This is a genomic window from Woodsholea maritima DSM 17123, assembly GCF_000382325.1.
Taxonomy (GTDB): domain Bacteria; phylum Pseudomonadota; class Alphaproteobacteria; order Caulobacterales; family Maricaulaceae; genus Woodsholea; species Woodsholea maritima.
The window spans coordinates 87,743-106,472 of the sequence record NZ_KB908058.1 but is presented as its reverse complement, the minus strand read 5'-3'; the positions used below and the strand labels follow the sequence as shown (position 1 = coordinate 106,472).

The following is an 18,730-nucleotide window of genomic DNA, read 5'->3' as shown; positions in this document are numbered from 1 at the left end:
TCAGACCCCGGATAAAGAACCGACCGATGGACGGGCTTTACCCTTCGAGGCGATCAAAATCAGCAACATTGCGCACCGCCGCACGAATACATGACAGTAGCAGAAGCCTATTGCGACGCAACATTGCCGCCTTCTCCCCTTCTGTCACATTCACGACGACAGCGTCAAAGAAAGAATCGACCGGCGCGCGTAATTTTGCCAAGGCGGCCATGGCAGCGGTGAAATCTTCCGCATCCATGGCTAATTTTGCAGCAGCGCCCGCTTCATCAAGCGCTGAAATCAAAGCGCGTTCAGCCGCTTCAGGTGCGCTGGCGACATAATCAGCCTCGGGCACGCCATCATAGGCCGCGCCATCCTTCTTCTCTTCGGCTTTCAAGATATTCGCCGCGCGCTTATAGCCCGCCACCAGCGCCGCACCATCTTCACCATTTAAGAAGGCCTGCAGCGCGCGCGCTTTATGGGTCACGCGCACCAGATCATCATCACGCACCCCCTCTTTATTGGGCGCAAACACGGCATCGATAATGTCATGGCGCAGACCTTCGTCTTTCAGATGGACTTTTAACCGGTCCGCAAAGAAAGCGAGGAGATCAGAGACGTCCAGGCTTTGACCCAAAACCTCACCGGCTTTGGTCAAAATCGCATGAAGGCCCAAACGGACATTCCCTTCCAAGGCAATCCGAATAACGCCCAGCGCTGCCCGGCGTAGCGCGAACGGATCTTTGGAGCCGGTGGGCTTTTCATCTATCGCCCAGAAACCCACAAGCGTATCGAGCTTATCGGCCAGCGCCACAGCGGCGGACACTGGCGCAGTGGGCACATCATCGGATGGGCCTTGGGGCTGGTAATGGGCTTTGATGGCATCGGCCACGGCGCTATCTTCGCCCTGCTCCAGCGCATAATAACGCCCCATCGCGCCCTGCAACTCAGGGAATTCATAAACCATCTGGCTGACCAGATCGGCTTTCGCCAAACGCGCGGCCTTTTCTGCCAGATCCGCGTCGGCCCCCACGATTGGCGCAAGTTCGCGCGCCAGTTGCGCCACGCGCTCAACCTTGTCCGCCACACTGCCAAGTTTTTTGTGGAAGGTGACTTTGGAAAGCTCACCTGCCATGGCGCTTAAGGGCGTTTTGCGGTCCAGATCCCAGAAATGACGGGCATCTGACAGGCGCGCAGAGAGGACACGCGCATTACCCGCCGCAATGGCTTTGCCGCCATCGGGGGCTGCTTGATTGGCGATCACGACAAATTTTGCCGCCAGCTTGCCGGTTTGGGGATCCTTCACCGCGAAATATTTTTGGTGCACCTTCATGGTCAGGGTGATGACTTCAGGCGGCAAGGTCAGGAAATCAGGATCCATATCGCCCAGCAGGGCAATGGGGTGTTCCACCAGGCCGGTGACCTCCGCCAACAGCCCCCCATCCTCGACCAGCTCCAGCCCGGCATCGAGACAGACTTGGCGCGCATCGGCCAAAATCTTGGCCTGACGTGCTACCCGGTCGATCATCACATGCCCCTCACCGGTGAGGATCTCAGCGTATTCGCTAAAGCTTGCCACGCTGAAGGGCCCGCGCCCATGCACGCGGTGGCCTTCGGTGACATTACCCGTTTCCAGACCAAAGACTTTGGCCGGGATGACTTCACCGTTGAAAATCGCAGTAAGGCGCTGGATGGGGCGCACCCAGCGCTGCAGCGTTTCGCCTTCGCCAAATTTCATCGATTTCGGCCAGGAAAAGCCCTTAATGGTCGTCTCAATCGCCTCGGCCAACACGGCTTTGGTCTCGCGGCCCGGCTTTTCGATCAGGGCAACATAATATTCGCCTTTATTGTCCGCACGGGTTTCACACTGATCAAGACTGGCAATCCCGGCCCCGCGCAAAAAGCCCTCAACGGCTTTTTCCGGCGCACCGACGCGCGGGCCTTTACGTTCCTCACGCACATCTTCGGTTTTTTCCGGCAGACCGTTCAAGACCAAGGTCAAACGGCGCGGGCCCGAGAAAACCTGATGGCTTTGCGGCTTCAAACCGGCCTCAGCCAGCGCGCCCAAGAACAGCTTTTCCAGCTCGCCCTGGGCATGAAGCTGCATACGCGCGGGGATTTCTTCGCAGAAGATTTCAAACAAAAACTCAGACATCGCTCATCCCCCCTCTTATGCGGTTTCCAGCGCGGCGCGCTCACACGCCACCCAGGCCTCGGCGCAGCCCTTGGCCAAATCACGCACGCGCGCAATCCAGCTGGCGCGCTCCGCCACGGAAATCGCGCCGCGCGCATCGACGAGGTTGAAATAATGCGAGGCTTTAAGGCAGAAATCATAGGCCGGCAGCGGCACGGGTTTATCCAGCGCCAGCAAGGCCTTGCACTGGCGCTCACAATCTTCGAACCAGCCGATCAAAGTCTCGACATCGGCCTCTTCAAAGTTAAATCGCGAATATTGACGCTCGGCCTCCTGAAAGATGTCGCCATATTTGAGGCCGGCACCATTGAAGTCCAGATCATAGACGTTTTCAACGCCCTGCACATACATGGCCAGACGCTCCAACCCATAGGTCAGCTCCCCCGACACCAGATCGACATCCAGGCCGCCGACCTGTTGGAAATAGGTGAACTGGCTGACCTCCATGCCATCGCACCACACTTCCCAGCCCAGCCCCCAGGCCCCCACGGTGGGGTTTTCCCAGTCATCTTCCACAAAACGCACATCATGCAGCGCACGGTCGACACCGATGGCATCGAGCGAGCCCAGATAAAGATCTTGCAGGTTCGAAGGTGATGGCTTCAACAAGACCTGAAACTGATAATAATGCTGCAGGCGATTGGGGTTCTCGCCATAGCGCCCGTCAGCCGGGCGCCGTGATGGCTGCACATAGGCCGCGCGCCAGGGCTTTGGCCCCAATGAGCGCAAGGTTGTTGCCGGATGCAAAGTCCCCGCGCCCACTTCGCTGTCATAGGGCTGTAAAATCGCACAGCCTTGGCCGGCCCAATAGGCCTGCAAACGTAAGATCAAATCTTGAAAGGACGGGGCGGCGGACGCTGCACTCATGGATCTGGGTCTTTACTGTAAAGATCGCGCGAAAGGCGCGCTTATGGGGGGCGATATAAAGAATGGCCGCGACCCTAGGCGCGGGGGCGCAGAAGATCAAGAGAGGGAGGGCTTTGACACACGTGCGGGCTGCAGATGGGCTCGATTTTTCTGATGAGCGCACTGGATTTGGGGTTCAGTGTCGAAGGGGTGGAGGCCGGTTCTGGTTATGAAGACACTATCGCCAAGGTCACGCCATGGATGCCAGATCAAGTCTGGCATGACATGTTCGACCCAAAGGGTCGCAAGGACGAACGCCCTCAAGTAGGCGACAGCCGTTAGGGCATTGAAGAAGTGCCGTCCGCAACGTAAGCGAGGAAACCTCTTAAACTGTCATCCCGGCCTTGAGCCGGGATCTATTGAGCGTAATGGCAAGGGTCATAGATCCCGGATCTCACTGACGTTCGTCCGGGATGACAATTTCTTATTTAGCCTGCTGCCTAAGGGTTATTTAAACGCCCCCTCCGGCCGTTCCGGCCACCTCCCCCGTAAACAGGGGAGGACAGGTCTCACACCCGTCACCCCGGCTCTGCGCTTGGCTTGGACGGGAACACGGTTGAGAGATTTACCTCATCGCGGCCCCGGACTTGATCCGGGGTCCAAGATCGAACCCGCAGAGTTCGCAAGAGTAAACACTCACCCCTCCCACTTCGTGATCATGGCGCGCATTTGCGCGCCCGCAGCATCAAGGGGATGGTCTTTCCAGGCGGCACGGGCGCGATAGAGGCTTTCACGATCTTTTTCAAAGTCAGCCACCCAGTCTTGAGCAAAGCGCCCAGAAATGACATCGCGCGAAATCTCTTCAAACACCGGGGCCAGAGCCGTGGCGATTTTATCTTCCACGCGGTGCGCCCCAAATTCAGCCGTATCGGAAATCGCGCCATACATGCCATGAACGCCGCGGGTGTGGATCAGATCGGCAAGATACTTAATCTCATGCACACTATCGATATAGGCCATGCGCGGGCTGACCCCGGCTTTTACCAGGGTTTCAAAGCCTTGGCGGGCGAGCGCCACTAGTCCACCGACCAAAACCGCCTGCTCACCAAGAATGTCGGACAAAGCCTCCTCGCGAAAGGTAGAAGGATAAATCCCGGCCCGGCCACATCCCACCCCGGCCATATAGGCGAGCGCCAAGGCTTTACCCGTACCACTGGCATCTTGATGAACGCCATAAAAGCCGATCAGACCGCCGCCTTTGAGATAGGTCGCGCGTACCGCCCCGCCCGGCCCTTTGGGTGAGCACAGCAAAATATCCGCATCAGGGGGGGGATCAATCAGGCCATATTCAATAGAGAATCCATGGCAGAACATATAGGCCTTACCGGCGCGATGATGGGGGGCGAGATGATCGCGCCAGATCTGGCCATGGGCTTCATCGGCGGCCAGAATGGAAAAGGCATCGCCCCATTGGGCGGCCCGATCCATATCCATGACGTCAAACCCATCCTCGCGAGCCGTGGCATAGCGAGGCGAGCCCTCGCGTAGCGCAATCACAATCGCCTCAACCCCATAATCACGCAAATTCAACGCATGGGCGCGGCCATGATTGCCATAGCCCACAATGACCAGGCGGCGCGCCTTAATCGGGGCGAGATCAATCTCCGCTTCATAAAGCGGGGCGTCTGTAGTGGAGTTGGAGGATGGGGGCATGCTCATGGGACGAGCCTTTTAAAAGACGAGACTTAAGGGCGAAGATCGCCGATCAAAGCCTCACATTGGGCGCGGGCTTCACCGGGATCAAGGCTGGTGATCCGATCCCAATCGCCGTGTTGATTACGAAACCAGGTATATTGTCGCTTGGCATAGCGTCGGCTTTCCATCTGGGCATCGGCGATAGCGGCTTCAAGCGTCATGTCACCGGCCAGATAAGCGCGTAATTGCGGTACGCCCACCGCCTTCATGGCCGGTAATTGCGGATCGAGATTGCGCGCCAAAATCGCCTCAACCTCCTCCAAAGCGCCGCCGGTCATCATCAGGCGAAAGCGCGCATCTATTCTGGCATAGAGCGCGGCGCGATCCGGCTCGATCACGATACCGCGCCAGCGCTCACGCGCAATGACGGGCGCGGTGTTGTTTTGAATCTGAGTAAGGCTTTGGCCCGTCACCCAACCGATTTCGATAACGCGCAAAAGGCGCTGGGGATCATTGCCCAAAATGCGCGCCGCCGCATCCCGATCATATTTTTCCGCCTCCGCGCGCAGACCCTCAATGCCTTGCGCCTCATAAAGGGCATGGGATTTGGCCTTGATGGCGTCGGGAATATCGGGAGCGGGAGCCAGACCTTGGGTGAGGCTTTTGAAATACAGCCCCGTTCCACCAACCACAATGGCGACCTTGCCGCGCGCGGTAATGTCTGTGATTTTATCCTGGGCCAGGCTCAGCCAATGGCCCACCGAACAGCGTATCCCGGGATCAATCACGCCGAACAGATGATGGGGGGCAGCGGCCAGCTCATCGACGCTGGGGCGCGCGGTGATCAGGTTGAGCCCATCATAAACTTGCATGGAATCGGCATTCACAATCTCACCGTCCAAAGCCTCAGCGGCATGGATGGCCAGCGCGGTCTTGCCGGACGCGGTTGGTCCGGCAATCAGCACGATATCAGGGCGCGGTGCGGCCATGGCGGCCTTTCAACAGCGTTAAGGACGAACGGTCTGGAAGATAAATTGACCCGCGCGGTTCAGCGTTAAGAGAACCGGCGCATTGGCAGAGCCTGCGGCCTCTTCCACGATCTGGCGGGCCTGATCCAGGCTTTCAACCGAGGTCCAGGCAATCTCTTCGACAACGTCGCCTTCGCGCACCTTTCCGGACGCATCCGAGGATGGATCCACCCCGGTCACCACCAAGCCATCGGCATCGGGGTGAATACGCCAGCGCCGACGCAGCGCTTCGTTCAAGGGCTCCAAAGTCAGGCCCAACAGCCCGGCATGAAAGGCGCTATCTTCCCCCAGATTGGGTAGACCGCTTGGCGCTTGCGCACCGCCATCTTCTTCTTCCAACCGCGCGATTTCCACTTCCAGAACCAGAGGCTCCCCGCGACGCAGAATATCAACATTGACCCGCGCGCCGACCGCACTTTCTGCGACAATGCGCGGCAAGCGGCGATCATCAGGCACGGGGCGACCATCAAAGGCGAGGATCAAATCGCCCACCTGCATACCCGCAGCCGCGGCCGGGCCTTCAGAATTGACCTGACTGACCAACGCGCCGCGCGGTGAGCCCAGCCCTAAAGCCACAGCCATATCCGCATCCACCGTTTGAACATTCACACCCAACCAGCCCCGGCGGGTTTCACCAAATTCCAACAATTGCTGGATGACACCATGGGCGATATTGGACGGGATAGAGAAGCTGATCCCAACGCTGGTGCCCGTGGGCGAATAAATCGCGGTATTAACGCCCACGACATCGCCGTCCATGTCAAACATCGGCCCGCCGGAATTACCGCGGTTAATCGCAACATCGGTCTGGATATAATCATCATAGCGCCCGCCAATTTCACGCCCGCGCGCCGAGATCACACCGGCCGACAAGGATCCACCCAGACCAAAGGGGTTCCCGATCGCGATCACCCAATCGCCAACCCGCGCCGCATCGGAATCGGCCCAATTGACCGCCGGTAAAGGCTCACGGGTCTGCACGCGCAGCAGCGCCAAATCGGTAGCGGCATCGCGGCCAATGATCTCCGCCGCCAAGGTGCGCCCATCAGACAGGGTGACCTCCACCTCATCGGCGTCATCAATCACGTGATTATTGGTCACGACCAGGCCGGACGCATCAATGATAAAACCTGAGCCCAGCGAGCCGGTAATGCGCGGACCATCGCCCAGTAAATCATTAAACCGCTCTAGGGGAGAGCCCGGCGGGAAAGTCGGCAAGCCATCATTGCGTGCCACAGTTTGCGCGGTCGAGATATTGACCACGGCAGGCGATAACCGCTCGGCCAGATCGGCAAACCCTTCTACCGGCTGGGCCTGGCTGGGTGTGATCGTCATGGCCAAAAGAGCTAAAATCGCCAAAACAGCGCGCATCATGCTTCCCCACTCTCGTCTTTATCAAGGCAGAGCTCAGATGTATCGCGATCTGGCCTCAAGTGGCAAGTTAAGCTGAGCTCACTTGCGCGTGTTTAAACGCCTTATCTGCAGTTTAAAGGCCCGCTTCAAGAAAAAAGGCCGGCAGAGCCGACCTTTTTCCTAACATTTCAGATTTCAATCTAGTTTCCGTCGCCCCCGTCGAGGTTTTGGAAATAGCGGAAAAACTCCGAATCTGCGGGCACGATGATGGGCGTGCCAGCGCGTACAGCCGTTTCATAGGCCTGAAGCGAGCGATAGAAGCGATAAAACTCCGGATCACGGCCAAAGGCCTCGGCATAAATCGCGGTCGCCTGCGCATCCGCATCACCGCGAATACGCTTGGCTTCGGCTTCGGCTTCGGCCTGAATGACCCGCACTTGGCGATTGGCGTTCGCGCGAATTTCGCGGGCCCGCTCCTCACCCTCAGAGCGGATACGCTGCGCCTCTTGACCGCGCTCGGCAATCATCCGTTCAAACACCCGATTACGGATATTGGACGGCAATTCCGCGCGCTTGATCCGGATATCAATAACTTCAACACCCAGATCCTGGGCACTGACTTCGTTTTCAACACCCACTTGCACACGGCGCATAATCTCAGCGCGCTGTCCAGAGATCACATCCTGTGAAGGCACGGTGGCCACCACATCGCGCAGCACATTGGACATGATCGCCGTCAATGTCGCCTCACCGCGGGCCAGATTGCGCAAACGCTCACGGAATTTTTGCGGGTCATTAATGCGATAACGCATGAAGGCATCGATCTCGATCCGCTCACGGTCCGCCGCCGTTAGGGGCGAGCGCTCCATATCCAGATCTAAAATCTTACGACTATAAATGTCCACCGAATCTGTGAACGGACGTTTGAAATGCAGACCCGCTTCTTGACCATTGGCATTAAACGCAGCGACCGGACGCCCTAAACGGATGACCAGGGCCTGTTCAGCCTCATTCACGACAAACATGGACTCGCGTCCCACAAGACCAATCAGGATCACAACCCCGATAATAAGAACCGTCTTCATATTCATTATTGGCCCCCACTAGACGTATTTTGCGCCCCACGATTTTGGGTCAATTGATCCAGCGGCAGATAGGGCACAGCCCCGGCTGAATTATCCAGAATGATCAGATTAGACCGGCTGTAGACGCTTTCCATGCGCTCCAGGAATAAACGCTGACGCGTCACTTCTGGGGCCAAGGCATATTGCGCATAGACCGCGTTGAAGGCTTCGGCTTCACCCGTCGCTTCTGCGATCAAAGCTTGGCGATAGCCTTCTGCGCGTTGCACGGTTTGAACCGCCTCACCGCGCGCTTCAGGAATGATGCGGTTGGCTTCCTGACTTGCTGCGAGTTGAAGGCTTTCCGCAACTTGAGCAGCCGCCACAACATTATCAAACGCCTCGATCACGGGCCCGGCTGGCGGGTCAGCGCGTGCCAGCTGCACATTTAAGATCGTGATACCGGCTTGATATTCGTCCAAGGTTTCTTGCACCAAAGTGCGTGTCTGCTCAGCGACTTGGGCCCGTGATGAGGTCTGCAGCGTTTCCAGATTGGTATTACCCACCACTTCACGCAGGGCACTTTCCGTCACGGCCTTGACCGCCGCCTGAGGATCTTCGACATTGAACAGGAAGTCCTGGACCGAATCCGTGGCGATACGCCATTGAATCACCGCATCAATATCAACGATATTTTCATCGCGGGTCAGCATCAGACTTTCAGAATCGACATTGGCTCCGCTCGCGGTACGGCCAATATATTCTTCCTGGTTTGAGGCTACGGGCGGCAAGAGCACGGTCTCAATCGGTGAGGGCAGCTTCAGCTGGAACCCCGGTTCGCTAGAACGCGAATATTGACCAAAACGAAGGACCACGCCTTCTTGTTGTGGGCCAACGATATACCATGACGATGAGGCCAGCCACACCATGACACCCAGCAATAACAGACCGATGATCAGAAAGCCACCTGGACCCTTGCCTTTGCTGCCTGCGCCACCAGGGCCGCGTTTACCGCCGCCGAACAAACGGCGCAAACCTTCATCCAATTGCGCGATTAAATCGTCGAGATCGGGCTCTTGATCCTTATTCGGCCCACGACCTCCACCATTGGGGCCTTGGCCCCAGGGATTTTTATTATCAGGCTTGCGATTGCCGCCACCGGAGCCCCATGGACCCCCGCCGCCAGCATTGTCATTCCACGGCATGGATTTTCCCTGTCAGTTGATGACGTTTCTATGATGGTAGAGTAGATGGACGTTAACGCGCCTTTGATCAAGTCAAACCGGCCTCGCAGCGTCAGAAACCCGCAGTTCTTACGCTTATCAAAGGTTTTTAGCGCTGGCGCACCAGGGTACGCAGCACAAAGTCTGCATCATCCCCCTCACCTGCGCGATGATCTTCGCGCGCGATTTCACGCCAATGGCCGGCGACAATCTGAGGGAAATAGGCATCGCCCTCTGGCTCCAGCGCGACATCGGTAAGGTAGAGCTTATCGGCAAAATCCAGCGCGACTTCATAAAGTTGCGCCCCGCCGATGAGACACACTTCATCAACCGCGCAGCTCCTCGCTTCATCGCGCGCCACATCAATCGCGGTTTCCAGGCTGGGGCAAATAATCGCGCCATCTAGGGCTTTGGCGGTCCGGCTGACCACGATATTGACCCGGCCCGGCAAGGGCTTACGCGGCAGGCTATCCCAGGTTTTGCGCCCCATGATCACGGGCTTACCCAAGGTGATCTCTTTAAAGCGTTTGAGATCGGAGCGGATCCGCCAGGGTAAATCATTATCGCGCCCGATGACGCCATTACGCGCACGGGCCGCCACCAGGGCGAGAGCAATTGCTGACATCGGCCCCTCCTTATACCGCCACAGGCGCTTTAATGGCGGGGTGCGGGTCATACCCCTCCAGCGTGATGTCTTCATACTCAAAAGCGAAGAGATCGCTGATCGCCGGATTGAGCTTTAAGGTGGGCAGCGCGCGCGCCTCGCCTTGACGGCTCAACTGCAGCTCAACCTGTTCGATATGATTGGTGTAGATATGCGCATCGCCAAAGGTATGGACGAACTCACCCGCTTTAAGGCCCGTCACCTGGGCAACCATCGCAAGCAATAAAGCATAAGAGGCGATGTTAAACGGCACGCCTAAGAAAAGGTCGGCAGAGCGCTGATAAAGCTGCAAAGACAGCCGATCGCCGCTGACATAAAACTGGTACAGCGAATGACAGGGCGGCAGAGCCATGTCCGGCACATCCACCGGGTTCCAGGCCGATACGATATGACGGCGCGACATGGGATGGGTTTTGATCGCCTTAACCACCCCGGCCAGCTGGTCGATCTCTTGACCCTCAGGGCCTTTCCAATGGCGCCATTGTCGCCCATAGACGGGGCCTAAATCCCCGTTTTCATCGGCCCATTCATCCCAGATACTGACCCCGCGCTCTTGCAGCCAGGTCACATTGGTCAGGCCCTTGATGAACCATAACAGCTCCACCGCGACGGATTTAAAATGCACTTTTTTGGTGGTCAGCAAGGGAAAGCCATCGGCGAGATCACAGCGGATCTGGCGACCAAAGACCGAGCGCGTGCCCACGCCGGTGCGATCCGCGCACAGCGTGCCATGGGCCATGACATCGCGCAACAGATCGAGATAAGCGCGCTCAATCGGGCTTAGAGTGTCAGATGAAGGGGGCTCGACCAAGGCCATGCGATCTCCAATTGCGGATGTGATTCTTTTTAAGTCTATGCCTGTCCTAGCCTGCCTGATGGCGCGGGCCTTGTAAAAAAACTTCTCAGTCACACTTATGCCATCATCCCCGCTCTACCCCCCACGGCTTGTCTTCAGCAAGCATTTTTCTGTCAGGAGAGATCGCTAAAGCGGGGGCTTTGCGCTTGATCAAAGCGCGCACGCAGGCAAGATGCGCGCATCTTTCAGCCCATAAAGGAGCGCCCTCATGATCGGCTATATCACCCTTGGCACCAATGATCTCACCAAATCCAGCGCCTTCTATGACACGCTTCTTGCCGAGTTAGAGATGAAGCGCGGCATGCAGTCGGACACCTTCATCACCTGGTCGAAAACCGGTGAGGATGCTGCCTTCTCCATTACCAAGCCCTATAATGGCGAAGCGGCCAGTGTGGGCAATGGCGTCATGATCGCCCTGATGGCCCCCAGCCCTGAGGGTGTCGATAAAGTCTATGCCAAGGCGCTGGAATTAGGGGCCACGGATGAAGGTCAGCCCGGCCCGCGCGGCGGCGGTTTCTATGCGGGATATTTCCGTGATTTGGATGGCAATAAGCTCAATGTCTTCCACTTCAATCCCGGCGCGTAAGACGATCACTGCCGCGCGGCTGAACGCGCCTCTTACATCCTTAATCAATTGCGCCTATATTATAAGGGTCTTCGGACTATAGCGATAAACGCCCATGTAATAACCAGACCGGACCCGGGTGCGAACCCCGGCGGCTCCACCAATCCCTCGCTTTTCTTAAAGCGATCAAGGGATACCCTAGGGGGCCGAATTAGGATCGACGGATGGGTAAAGATGTTAGCTTTCGCTCGCGTGGGCTTCGATATCAGCCCGCTTATAGTAGTTGCAAACGACAACTATGCTGAAGAGGTTGCTCTCGCTGCGTAATGCAGTGCGACAATTTCGCTTTTAAGTCCTAGGCTCTAGCAAGTCTCAGGCGGGGTTCGGCGGCACCTGGCAACAGAAGTCGCCACTTTACCTCCCCCCTCTGATTAACCCCAGCCTTTCGACTTAAGCGCGCTCAACAAACAGCGGCAATCCGCCCTTAGGCCGTAAAGTGATGGTCAGCTTAGGTTCAATCTCATAGCCTGCGACGGGGGTGAATTTCGCCATACGCACAAAGGTCGCCAACATGATCACGGCCTCCATCATCGCCAAGCTGGAGCCGATACACGCGCGCGGACCCGCCCCAAAGGGCAGATATTGCAAGCGATCTTTGGGTCGGCGCTCATCACTCCATCGATCCGGATCAAAGTGATCAGGGTTGTCCCATAATTTATGGTGGCGATGCATGGGATAGATATCAATCATACAGATATCCCCGCGCTTGACGCGATAGCCACAAATCTCGCTGGGCTTATCGGCGACCCGGCCAAAAATCGGTGCCGGTGGGAAGAGGCGCATCGCCTCTTCAATCACCTGGCGGGTGAAGCGCAATTGAGCCAAATTTTCGGCCGTAATCTCGCCTTCGCCCAGGACGGCGTTGACCTCAGCGCGCACCCGATCTTGGGTTTTGAGATCCTGGGATAACAGATAAAGCGTCCAGGTCAGCGTCACAGCCGTGGTTTCATGGCCCGCCGCGATGAAGGTCATAATGGTGTCGCGGATATCCTGATCTGACAAAGTCTGACCGGTTTCCTCGTCTTGCGCCTCTAACAACAGGCCTAGCAAATCTTCACCGAAAGTGCCGCTTTTACGGCGTTGGGCGATATGCTGAGCGGTAGAGTTTTGAAAAACCCTCAAGGCTGCTTTGGCTTTAGGACCCATATGACGCGGCATCCAATCAGGAAGCGGTAACATATCACTCCAGCGCAAGGCCCCCATCTCCACCAGCAAAGTCTCAATCGCACCGCGGACACTAGCCCGGTCATCAGCTTCGGGATGGGTATAGAGAAGGGTTTCAATGACTTCATAGGTCGCATCATAAAGAGGACTGGCGACCTCAACCGGCGGCTCGCCCTGAAGCAGGGTTTCGCCCGTAGCGCGGGCAATGGCATTGATGGCCGGGATGAAGCGCTCAATACGGCGCTTGATAAAGGCCGGTTGCAAGCTCATGCGCTGGCGGCGCCAACTTTCGCCATGGGCGGTCAGAATGGCATCGCCCAGCACGGGCTTCAAAATCCGCTGGGCGACGGGCGATTTTTTCCAGTCCTCCCAATGCTCCATCAAAACCGAGCGCATTTCATCAGGCCCTGAAATATGGTGGACGGTGCGACCTAAAAAAGGCGCGCTGAGCCGAGTTTCACGCCGCGACGCCTCCGGGACGAAGCCCAATCCATTTTCTTTAATCTTCTGACCCACTTCCAACAGGCCTAAAGGGCGATCAGACAGCGCAATTTTTACAGGCATGAACAAATCTTGCACATCTTTCGGTGCGTTAGAGGTATTCTTCACGGCATTTGAATTTTCAGGATGAGACATCGCACGTCGCTCCTTTTTTGCAGAATATTCTACAAGCGTTGAGATAGGATATTACCGCCCCATGTGCAATTCATATGTGTGAAACGGCTCGATTGAATTGACGTTCTGCCAACCTTCGCTACCCTCGCCTCAACCGTTCATGCTGGGGAGAGGGCTGTGGCAAAAGACCTCATGCGATACGACAAACTCGCGCAGGAAGCTCTACGCGGGGTTGTCAGACAAGCCTTGGCCCGTGCAGCCAGCCCTGAAGGGCTTCCCGGTGCCCATCATTTCTATGTAACTTTCAAAACAACCGATTCGCGCTGTGATCTAGATGAGAGCTTGTTAAAGTCTTATCCCGATGAAATGACGATCGTTTTGGAACATCAATTCTGGGATTTATCCGCAGAAGATGACCATTTTGAGGTGACGTTAAAGTTTGGCGGCGTGCCGAAATATCTGCGCGTACCCTATACGGCCGTGACCCGCTTCCATGATCCTGCGGTCGGCTTCTATCTTCATTTTGAGTATGAACCCGTCGACACCCCGCCCGGTCAGGACTTAAGTGATTCGAGCGATGAAGACGCGCCCACCGTGGTCAGCCTGGACGCTTTCCGCAAGAAAGATTGATCGGTCGCAAAAGACGATGATGTAAAAGGCCCGCTCGGGGCCTTTTTTTTTGCGTGAGCTATAGCAGCCGCATCTTGCGAAAGAGCAACACTTCCAATCCCCCAATCACAATTAACACCAGGGTCACAATGGGAAAAGCCCAGGGACTGTCGACGCCGGGCATGCCCCCGACATTGATCCCCAAAAGACCGGTCAACAGTCCCAGTGGCAGAAAAACGGCCGCGACCACAGACAGCACAAGGGTATAGCGGTTCATCTGCTCCGCCCTGCGCTCCAACACCTGATCGTGGACGACGCTGGCGCGCTCGCGCACGCTCTCCAACTCCTCCAGCACTCTTGTGGTGCGATCGCCCGCTTCGCGGAGCCGACTGCGGTCTTTCTCCTCCAACCAGCTTAGATCTTCGATGGCCAAGGTCGTCAAGGCATCACGCTGGGGTGCAATAAACCGGCGCAGGATAATGGTCTGATGGCGCAGCTCCGCCAGATCCCCGCGCAGGTTTTCGATATTGTCTTCGTCGAGGCGCTCTTCAAACACATCAATCGCTTCGTGCAGCGCAGCGACCGTGGGCTCCATCCGGTCGGCCAAGCGCAGCGCCAGCTTGCCCACAAGATCACCCGGCGAGACGGGGGCCTGGCCGCGCTCTATCGCGCGCATCAAATCCCCCACGGCATAAAGCGGGCGTAGCCAGACCCCCACCACCCGGTGCGCCTCAATCCAGAGCCGGACCGAGATCATATCCTCTGGGTCGGCCCCTTCATGCAGGTTGACGCCGCGCAAATTGACAATCGCCCCATCGCCATGAACCGTGCAGCGCGGACGCGTATCATCGGCCAGCAAGGCCGCTTTGACGAAAACGTCCATATCGTCTTGCGCCTCCAGCCAGCTGCGCGCATCGGGCTCATCGCCCTCACCATCGCGCTTGGCATGAACCCAGACAAAGGAAAATTGATTGGTAGTCCGGATCGTATCATCCATGGCCTGAAGCGGATCAATCATATGCGCCCCGCCATGGCCGTCCATCATAAAAGCGCTGAGGGGTTGGGTATGCAGATTGATCTCACTCATCGCTTTGTCCTAGGATCGTTTAGTTCAACCGGGCTTGGGTAAGGGTCGGGCGCGGATATTGATCCGGGCGCGCTCGCCTATAACCTTTTCCATATATAGCCGTTCGACCTGACTATCATCATGAAAAATAATCGCGCTCAAGGCGTCCAGTACGGCCTTGGCCACATTATCCACATCATGAACGGGGCTGTCTTTCGTGCGCTCAATCGTGACGACCACTTCAAACGGGCCCCATGTGGGGCGCACACGTTTCAGCTCCATGCGAAAGAAGTCCCCGATCAAGGATTTAAATCGACGGGTTTGGGATGTCAGGGCATCAACGCGCAAATGCAACGCCCCGTTCAGTTGTAAAGCTTGCATGCTTCTTCTCCCATTCCAGCTCATGTCATCCAGCCTTAAGATCATCCAAGGCTTGATCCATGGTGGCGCGGTGGTAAACACCCGATTCGAAAGTTTCTATTGTCAGCCTTTCCCCTTTCGGCGACAAGCCCTTCACTAAACGCGCTCAACGAGGAGCCCTCATCATGACCGATATGCGCACCGAAACCGACAGCTTTGGTCCTTTGGACGTGCCCGCCGACAAGCTGTATGGCGCCCAGACTGCACGCTCTTTGATGAATTTCAAAATCGGGGGCCAGACCCAGCCTCTGCCGTTGATCCGTGCCCTGGGCATTGTCAAACATTGCGCCGCCAAGGCCAATATGGGGCTGAACAATCTCGATGCCGGTTTGGGCGATGCCATCGCCAAGGCTGCGCTGGAAGTGGCTGAAGGCAAGCTCAACGATCATTTCCCGCTGGTGGTCTGGCAGACCGGGTCAGGCACCCAGTCGAACATGAATGCCAATGAAGTCATCGCCAACCGCGCCATTCAAATCCTGGGCGGTGTTGTGGGCTCAAAAGATCCCGTTCACCCCAATGATCATGTCAATCGCAGCCAATCCTCAAACGATACCTTCCCCACCGCCATGCATATCGCCGCGGCCGAGCAGATTGTTCATGCCCTGGTTCCAGCCCTGCAAACCTTGCGCAATGCGTTGAATGACAAGGCTGAAGGCTTCAAATCTATTATCAAAATTGGGCGCACCCATTTGATGGACGCGACGCCCTTGACCCTGGGGCAGGAGTTTTCCGCTTATGTGGCGATGATCGACAATGGCATTCGCCGTGTCGAAGCGACTTTGCCTGCGCTTTATGAACTGGCTCAAGGCGGTACGGCCGTCGGGACAGGATTGAACGCCAAGCCGGGCTTTGATGTTAAATTCGCTGAAGAGGTCGCCAGCCTCACCCAGCTGCCGTTCAAAACCGCACCCAATAAGTTCGAAGCCCTCTCCACCAAAGACGCCCTGGTCGAAGCCCATGGCGCGCTAAATTCTCTGGCGGTCTCGCTTTACAAAATCGCCAATGATATCCGCCTCTTGGGCTCTGGCCCGCGTTGCGGCATTGGTGAAATTTCTCTGCCTGAGAATGAGCCCGGCTCGTCCATCATGCCCGGTAAGGTCAACCCCACCCAGTGTGAAGCCATGACCATGGTGTGCGCCCAAGTGATGGGTAATAATACCGCCGTGACCTTTGCCGGTACCCAAGGCCAGTTCCAGCTCAACGTCTTCAAACCGGTCATCATCTTCAACGTCCTGACCTCCATCCGCCTCCTGGCCGATGCGAGCGTCAGCTTCACTGAAAACTGCGTCGTGGGCATCCAAGCCAATGAAGCGCGTATCCATGACATCCTGGAACGCTCTTTGATGCTGGTCACAGCCCTGGCACCAAAAATCGGCTATGACAATGCGACCACCGTGGCCAAGACCGCCCATAAAAATGGTACCACCTTGCGCGAAGAAGCCATTGGCCTGGGCTTTGTCACCGAAGCAGAATTTGACGAAGTCGTGCGCCCCGAAACCATGATCGGGCCGAAATAAGCTCATATAGAGAAAGCCAGGCGCTCTCTGTTCCGAAAAGAATAGAGAGCGCTGGCCCGATTAATTTTATCCGCTGGCTTGGACTTCAGTAATAGTTCTTTTATGATAAGCACATATGACGCCAGCATTTTTATGATAAATTGGTTTATCAAAGTCACAAACTAAGCCGATAACATCCAGATCAAGACGTTCATTTCCCCAGCGCTCTGGTCTATAAAAAAGATACTTTCCAGGCGTGCATTCATCTTGTTGGGCTAGGTCTGAGATTACACAAAGAGAATCTTGATCCAACTTTGGTGAGCATGATGCTAAGATACCTGTAAGCCCCAATAATACAGTCACGGTTACCCCGTTTTTCACATTCCCCTCCCTCTAGCAAAATCCCTCTTAAGGCGAATTCATGACCACCGATACAATAAATTTGCGTCATTTTCGTAAACTGAAAGCGCGAAAAGACAAGGCCAAGCAGGCCGCGCAAAATCGCGTCATCTTTGGCACGCCTAAGGCTCTACGGGACGGTGAAGCCTTGCGTCGTACGCGCGCCGAAGCCAAGCTGGATCAATTACGCCGCGAAACCGCCAATGATGGCCCCGGCGATGAGGATGAGAGCGAAGGCTAAAGCCCTTGCTGAAAGATTTTATCACTTTCTACTTGCAAGAAAAAAGCAATGCCCCATCTCTCTCCCATGGCAAAACTGGGAGGCCCCGATGGCGGCAGACGCTCTATTTCAACCCTTTTCTTTAGGCTCATTACATCTGGCAAACCGTATCGTCATGGCCCCGATGACGCGCCAGATGAGCCCCCAGGGTGTACCCGGTGAGGATGTTGCCAAATATTATCAACGCCGCGCGGCCAACCATGTCGGCCTGATCATCACCGAGGGCACGACCATCGATCGCCCTGCGGCGAGCATGAATATCAACATCCCCAATTTTTATAGCCCTGAGGCTTTGGCGGGATGGAAAAAGACGGTCGATGCAGTCCACGCCGTGGGCGGAAAGATCGCCCCCCAGCTTTGGCATGTCGGTCAAGCGCGCCCGGATCATAACATTCCCAACCCCGACATTGTTTCAGAAAGCCCCTTTGGGTTGACCCATGAAGGCATAGCGCGCGGCCAAGCGATGAGCGAAGAGGACATCGCAGACACAATTTCCGCCTTCGGTAAGGCCGCAAAAGCCGCTGTCGAGATTGGTTTTGATGCGGTCGAGATCCATGGGGCGCATGGCTATCTGATTGATCAATTCTTCTGGGATCAGATGAATAAGCGCACTGACCGCTATGGGGGAGACTTGACCGGGCGCACCCGGTTTGGCCAGGAAGTCATCAAAGCCGTGCGCGAGAATGTTCCTGCCGACTTCCCCGTCATCTTCCGCTTTTCCCTATGGAAACAGCAAGATTATAAAGCCAGCCTGGCCCAAACCCCCGATGAGCTAGCCCGCTTCTTAGCCCCGTTAAGTGAGGCGGGCGTGGACATCTTCCACGCTTCCAGTCGACGCTTTTGGGAGCCAAGCTTTGAGGGGTCATCCCTTAATCTGGCCGGCTGGACGAAAAAGCTCACCGGTAAGCCTGCCATTACAGTCGGCTCGGTCGGGCTCAACTCCGATTTTTTCGGCGCATTTAGAGGCGAGGTCTCAGAAAAATCCGATCTTTCCACCCTCATTGAGCGCTTAGACGCGGATGAGTTTGATCTGGTCGGCGTGGGTCGGGCCCTGCTCTCCGATCCGCAATGGGCCACAAAAATCTATGAAGCGCGCGAAGACGAGCTTCAAGATTATAATCCTGAGGCGCTTAAAGTCCTCACATAAGTGATCAAGG

General features: G+C 56.4%; 19 protein-coding genes and 1 other RNA gene. 7 read left to right on the top strand and 13 right to left on the bottom strand.

Going from position 1 to position 18,730, the window contains the following annotated elements; translation table 11 throughout:
• Nucleotides 1-37: 37 nt before the first annotated feature.
• Nucleotides 38-2,134: a glycine--tRNA ligase subunit beta gene (glyS, locus tag H151_RS0108650; RefSeq protein ID WP_019961264.1), complete on the bottom strand. Its 2,097-nt coding sequence runs from the start codon at nt 2,132-2,134 to the stop codon at nt 38-40.
• Nucleotides 2,135-2,149: 15 nt separating this feature from the next.
• A complete protein-coding gene (locus H151_RS0108645) occupies nt 2,150-3,040 on the bottom strand; it encodes a glycine--tRNA ligase subunit alpha (RefSeq protein WP_019961263.1) in 891 nt (296 codons plus the stop codon).
• A gap of 135 nt (nt 3,041-3,175) precedes the next feature.
• On the opposite strand from H151_RS0108645, the gene H151_RS0108640 reads away from it, so the two are divergent.
• A complete protein-coding gene (locus tag H151_RS0108640) occupies nt 3,176-3,361 on the top strand; it encodes a hypothetical protein (protein ID WP_019961262.1) in 186 nt (61 codons plus the stop codon).
• 354 nt (nt 3,362-3,715) lie between these two features.
• Here the strand turns inward: H151_RS0108640 and ilvC are convergent, their stop codons facing one another.
• The 7 genes from ilvC to H151_RS0108605 all read right to left on the bottom strand — a co-directional run bounded on the left by ilvC (nt 3,716) and on the right by H151_RS0108605 (nt 10,860).
• Complete coding sequence (ilvC, locus tag H151_RS0108635; RefSeq protein ID WP_019961261.1) at nt 3,716-4,738, bottom strand: ketol-acid reductoisomerase; 1,023 nt, start codon at nt 4,736-4,738, stop codon at nt 3,716-3,718.
• Between the two features lie 26 nt (nt 4,739-4,764).
• Nucleotides 4,765-5,703 (bottom strand): tRNA (adenosine(37)-N6)-dimethylallyltransferase MiaA, encoded by a 939-nt coding sequence (gene miaA, locus H151_RS15985; protein ID WP_019961260.1) that lies wholly within the window; start codon nt 5,701-5,703, stop codon nt 4,765-4,767.
• Nucleotides 5,704-5,721: 18 nt separating this feature from the next.
• Nucleotides 5,722-7,116 carry a Do family serine endopeptidase gene (locus tag H151_RS0108625; protein ID WP_019961259.1) on the bottom strand — a complete coding sequence of 465 codons (1,395 nt, stop codon included), beginning with the start codon at nt 7,114-7,116 and terminating at the stop codon, nt 5,722-5,724.
• Nucleotides 7,117-7,295: 179 nt separating this feature from the next.
• A complete protein-coding gene (gene hflC, locus H151_RS0108620; RefSeq protein WP_156823462.1) occupies nt 7,296-8,180 on the bottom strand; it encodes a protease modulator HflC in 885 nt (294 codons plus the stop codon).
• A 5-nt stretch (nt 8,181-8,185) separates the two neighbouring features.
• Nucleotides 8,186-9,361 carry an FtsH protease activity modulator HflK gene (gene hflK, locus H151_RS0108615; protein ID WP_019961257.1) on the bottom strand — a complete coding sequence of 392 codons (1,176 nt, stop codon included), beginning with the start codon at nt 9,359-9,361 and terminating at the stop codon, nt 8,186-8,188.
• Between the two features lie 127 nt (nt 9,362-9,488).
• Nucleotides 9,489-10,004 carry a dihydrofolate reductase gene (locus tag H151_RS0108610; protein ID WP_019961256.1) on the bottom strand — a complete coding sequence of 172 codons (516 nt, stop codon included), beginning with the start codon at nt 10,002-10,004 and terminating at the stop codon, nt 9,489-9,491.
• Between the two features lie 10 nt (nt 10,005-10,014).
• Nucleotides 10,015-10,860 (bottom strand): thymidylate synthase, encoded by an 846-nt coding sequence (locus tag H151_RS0108605; protein WP_019961255.1) that lies wholly within the window; start codon nt 10,858-10,860, stop codon nt 10,015-10,017.
• 247 nt (nt 10,861-11,107) lie between these two features.
• On the opposite strand from H151_RS0108605, the gene H151_RS0108600 reads away from it, so the two are divergent.
• Nucleotides 11,108-11,485: a VOC family protein gene (locus H151_RS0108600; RefSeq protein WP_019961254.1), complete on the top strand. Its 378-nt coding sequence runs from the start codon at nt 11,108-11,110 to the stop codon at nt 11,483-11,485.
• A gap of 28 nt (nt 11,486-11,513) precedes the next feature.
• Nucleotides 11,514-11,878: a transfer-messenger RNA gene (ssrA, locus tag H151_RS17360) on the top strand.
• Between the two features lie 36 nt (nt 11,879-11,914).
• Here ssrA and H151_RS0108595 read toward each other — a convergent pair.
• Nucleotides 11,915-13,324: a cytochrome P450 gene (locus H151_RS0108595; RefSeq protein ID WP_019961253.1), complete on the bottom strand. Its 1,410-nt coding sequence runs from the start codon at nt 13,322-13,324 to the stop codon at nt 11,915-11,917.
• A 171-nt stretch (nt 13,325-13,495) separates the two neighbouring features.
• Between H151_RS0108595 and H151_RS0108590 the strand changes: the two genes are divergently transcribed.
• Nucleotides 13,496-13,933, top strand: a complete 438-nt coding sequence (locus tag H151_RS0108590) for an SspB family protein (RefSeq protein WP_019961252.1) — start codon at nt 13,496-13,498, stop codon at nt 13,931-13,933.
• Nucleotides 13,934-13,991: 58 nt separating this feature from the next.
• Here the strand turns inward: H151_RS0108590 and H151_RS0108585 are convergent, their stop codons facing one another.
• Together H151_RS0108585 and H151_RS0108580 are read right to left on the bottom strand one after the other, a co-directional pair.
• A complete protein-coding gene (locus H151_RS0108585) occupies nt 13,992-14,999 on the bottom strand; it encodes a zinc transporter ZntB (RefSeq protein ID WP_019961251.1) in 1,008 nt (335 codons plus the stop codon).
• A 24-nt stretch (nt 15,000-15,023) separates the two neighbouring features.
• Nucleotides 15,024-15,359: a RusA family crossover junction endodeoxyribonuclease gene (locus H151_RS0108580; protein WP_019961250.1), complete on the bottom strand. Its 336-nt coding sequence runs from the start codon at nt 15,357-15,359 to the stop codon at nt 15,024-15,026.
• A gap of 164 nt (nt 15,360-15,523) precedes the next feature.
• Here H151_RS0108580 and fumC point away from each other — a divergent pair, with 164 nt between their 5' ends.
• Complete coding sequence (gene fumC, locus H151_RS0108575) at nt 15,524-16,915, top strand: class II fumarate hydratase (protein WP_019961249.1); 1,392 nt, start codon at nt 15,524-15,526, stop codon at nt 16,913-16,915.
• A gap of 66 nt (nt 16,916-16,981) precedes the next feature.
• On the opposite strand, the gene H151_RS17550 is transcribed toward fumC, so the two are convergent.
• On the bottom strand, nt 16,982-17,275 hold the full coding sequence (locus H151_RS17550; RefSeq protein WP_156823446.1) for a hypothetical protein: 294 nt from the start codon (nt 17,273-17,275) through the stop codon (nt 16,982-16,984).
• Nucleotides 17,276-17,315: 40 nt separating this feature from the next.
• On the opposite strand from H151_RS17550, the gene H151_RS0108570 reads away from it, so the two are divergent.
• Together H151_RS0108570 and H151_RS0108565 are read left to right on the top strand one after the other, a co-directional pair.
• The gene (locus tag H151_RS0108570) at nt 17,316-17,534 is read left to right on the top strand and encodes a DUF4169 family protein (protein WP_019961248.1); all 219 of its coding nucleotides are present in this window, start codon (nt 17,316-17,318) and stop codon (nt 17,532-17,534) included.
• 88 nt (nt 17,535-17,622) lie between these two features.
• Nucleotides 17,623-18,720 carry an NADH:flavin oxidoreductase gene (locus H151_RS0108565; RefSeq protein WP_019961247.1) on the top strand — a complete coding sequence of 366 codons (1,098 nt, stop codon included), beginning with the start codon at nt 17,623-17,625 and terminating at the stop codon, nt 18,718-18,720.
• Nucleotides 18,721-18,730 lie beyond the last annotated feature (10 nt).